The sequence below is a fragment of the uncultured Amaricoccus sp. genome, assembly GCF_937858865.1.
GTDB lineage: Bacteria > Pseudomonadota > Alphaproteobacteria > Rhodobacterales > Rhodobacteraceae > Amaricoccus.
In genome coordinates this window covers 1-2,628 of record NZ_CALLYO010000127.1, presented here as the reverse complement: position 1 = coordinate 2,628, position 2,628 = coordinate 1, and the positions used below count along the sequence as shown (strand labels likewise).

Annotated in this window: 4 protein-coding genes; all 4 read right to left on the bottom strand. The window is 74.8% G+C overall.

Annotation, left to right across the window (positions count from 1 at the left end):
* Positions 1-126: 126 nt before the first annotated feature.
* Positions 127-903: an enoyl-CoA hydratase-related protein gene (locus tag Q0112_RS03560; protein WP_297971492.1), complete on the bottom strand. Its 777-nt coding sequence runs from the start codon at positions 901-903 to the stop codon at positions 127-129.
* A 68-nt stretch (positions 904-971) separates the two neighbouring features.
* A complete protein-coding gene (locus Q0112_RS03555) occupies positions 972-1,430 on the bottom strand; it encodes a hypothetical protein (RefSeq protein WP_297971490.1) in 459 nt (152 codons plus the stop codon).
* A 32-nt stretch (positions 1,431-1,462) separates the two neighbouring features.
* A complete protein-coding gene (locus tag Q0112_RS03550) occupies positions 1,463-1,921 on the bottom strand; it encodes a cytochrome c-type biogenesis protein (protein ID WP_297971487.1) in 459 nt (152 codons plus the stop codon).
* Between the two features lie 2 nt (positions 1,922-1,923).
* Positions 1,924-2,628 (bottom strand): cytochrome c-type biogenesis CcmF C-terminal domain-containing protein (locus Q0112_RS03545; protein ID WP_297971484.1); only part of this gene is annotated, 705 nt, incomplete at its 5' end.

Here is a 2,628-nt window from a genome sequence, read left to right as displayed (position 1 = left end):
CTCGACGAGCGCCCGCGCCGGGCCGGGCAGGTCGCCGAAGCGGGCGGCGATCTCGGTCACCCGGTTCGGGTCGTGCGGGCGCGGCGCGCGGCGGATGCGCTGGGCGAGGGTCCCGGCCATGGGCGGCTAGCGGCCCTCGTAGCGCGCCGGGCGCTTCTCGATGAAGGCCGCGACGCCCTCGCGGAAGTCGCGGGTGCGGCCCGCCTTGCCCTGCAGCGCCGCCTCGAGCGCGAGCTGCTCGCCGAGGCCGTTGCCGAGGCTCTCGCGCAGCGCCTGCTTGATGAGCCGATAGGCGACCGCCGGCCCGCGGGCGAGCTGGCCGGCGCGCGCCGCCACGGTCGCCGCGAGCTCCTCGTCCGGCACCGCCTGCCAGATCATGCCCCAGGCGACGGCGTCGTCGGCGCCGACCGGCTCGGCGAAGAGGGCGGCCCCCATGGCGCGGGCGAAGCCGACCTGCCGCGGCAGCCAGAAGGTGCCGCCGGCGTCGGGGATGAGCCCGATGCGGGCGAAGGCCTGGAGGAAGACCGCCGAGCGGGCGGCGATCACCACGTCGCAGGCGAGCGCGAGGTTGGCGCCCGCCCCGGCCGCCGCGCCGTTCACGGCTGCGATGGTGGGGATCGGGCAGTCGTAGATCGCCCGCAGCATCGGCTCGTACTCGTCCCGGAGCGTGGCGGCGAGGTCGAGGTCGTCGGTGATCTGCGCCGGGTCGAGGTCCTGTCCCGAGCAGAAGCTCTTGCCCGCCCCGGTCAGCACCAGCACCCGGGCATGGGCCGGCGCGTCGGCGACGGCGGCGCGGATCTCGCGGCGCATGGCCGGGTTCAGCCCGTTCCTGACCGCGGGGCGGTCGAGCGTCAGGGTCGCGATGCCGTCCGCGACCTCGAAGCGGATCGTCTCAAAGCCCATCCTCATTCCTCCCGCCGGTGGCCCGGCGACGATAGCGGCGGAGGCAGGCGGCGGGAACCCGCGACGCGTCAGCGGCGGAGGGCGGCCAGGATCAGCGAGGCGACGACGAGGAGCTGGAAGAGGGCGCCGACGGCGTGGGAATATTCCCAGCGCGCCCGCAGCCGCTCCCAGCCCTCGGGCACCGCGGTCCAGTTGTCGGTGGCGACGTTCACCGGGAAGGTGAAGGTCCAGAAGACGGCTTGGGCGGCGAGGAGGAAGAGCGCGGCGGCGAGGAGCGGACGGAAGAGGCGCGGGTCGCGGCGGGAGAGGACGGCGACGGCGACGATCGAAGCGAGCTCGACGAGGAGGAGCCAGCCGAGGCGGTCCCAGCCGCGATAGACCTGCTGGACGATGAAATATTCTTCCTGCGGCAGGGCGATCTTGTTGGGGAGCTCGAAGAGGTGGGCGAGGGCGCCGCCGAGGGCCATCGCCGAGGAGAGGAGGGCAATGAAGAGGAGGGTGTCGTGGATCCGGGACCGCCGAGGCATGCCAGGGCAACGGCTCGGGGACGGCGGCGTTCCTATTCCTCGAGCAGCGCGGCCAGGCGCTTCTTCTCCTCGGCCGAGAGCGGCGCCGGGGGTGGCGGGGCGGCGCGGGCGCGGCGGCGGATGAAACCGAAGGCGATGCCACCGCCGAGGAGGAGGAGGGCGGGGCCGGAGAGCCAGAGGGCGGCGTTGCGCCAGGTGAAGGGTGGGCGGAAGAGCACGAACTCGCCGTAGCGGTCGACGACGAAGGCGAGAACCTCCTCGTCCGTGTCCCCGGCGGTGATCCGCTCGCGCACGAGAAGGCGCAGGTCGCGGGCGATGTCGGCGTTCGATTCGTCGATCGACTCGCTCTGGCAGACGACGCAGCGCAGCTCGCGGGTGATGGCGCGGGCGCGGGCCTCCTGGGCCGGGTCGGGCAGGATCTCGTCGGGCTGCACCGCGAGCGCCGCGAGCGGCGCGAGGCAGAGGAGGAGCGCGAGGAGCAGCCGGCGCATCGTCACTCGGCCGGCAGCGCCGAGGGCGCGGCCGTCCGCCGCGCCGGGGCGCCGACGCGGTAGCGCCGGTCGGTCAGGCTCGCGACCCCGCCCGCGGCCATCAGCATGGCGCCGGCCCAGATCCAGTTGGAGAAGGGCTTCACGTAGGTGCGCAGCGCCCAGGCGCCGTCCGCCTGCCGGTCGCCGAGCGCGACGTAGAGGTCGCGGGTCAGGCCGCGGTCGATGCCGGCCTCGGTCGTCGCCATCCCCTGCACGTCGTAGACCCGCTTCTCGGGGTGGAGCGTGCCGATCTCGCGGTCGCCGCGGAAGACCGTCACCGTGCCGCGCTGGATGGTGTAGTTCGGGCCGCGCGCGTCCACCTCGCCGTCGAAGCGCAGCTCGTAGCCGGCGACGGCGAAGCGGTCGCCGGGCGAGACGGCGCGGATGTCCTCGATCGCCCAGGCGCTGATCGCGGCGATGCCCCAGACCGTCACCCCGAAGCCGGCGTGGGCGAGCGCCTTGCCCCAGTCGGCGCGCGGCAGGTTGCGTGCCCGGCGCAGCGCCTCGCGCCAGCCCGTCTGCCCGAGCCGCACCCGCCCGGCGAGATCGGCCAGGGCGCCGAGGATGAGCCAGGCGGCGAGCCCGGCGCCGACGGGCGCAAGCATCGAGCGCCCGGTCTGCAGCGTCCAGGTGAGCGCCATGAGCGCGACGGCGAGAGCGAGGGGGGC

Bases quoted from the DNA above. Each gene is read 5' to 3' on its own strand.
- Q0112_RS03555 (WP_297971490.1), bottom strand. From the start codon at position 1,430: ATGCCTCGGCGGTCCCGGATCCACGACACCCTCCTCTTCATTGCCCTC.
- Q0112_RS03560 (WP_297971492.1), bottom strand. From the start codon at position 903: ATGGGCTTTGAGACGATCCGCTTCGAGGTCGCGGACGGCATCGCGACC.
- Q0112_RS03550 (WP_297971487.1), bottom strand. From the start codon at position 1,921: ATGCGCCGGCTGCTCCTCGCGCTCCTCCTCTGCCTCGCGCCGCTCGCG.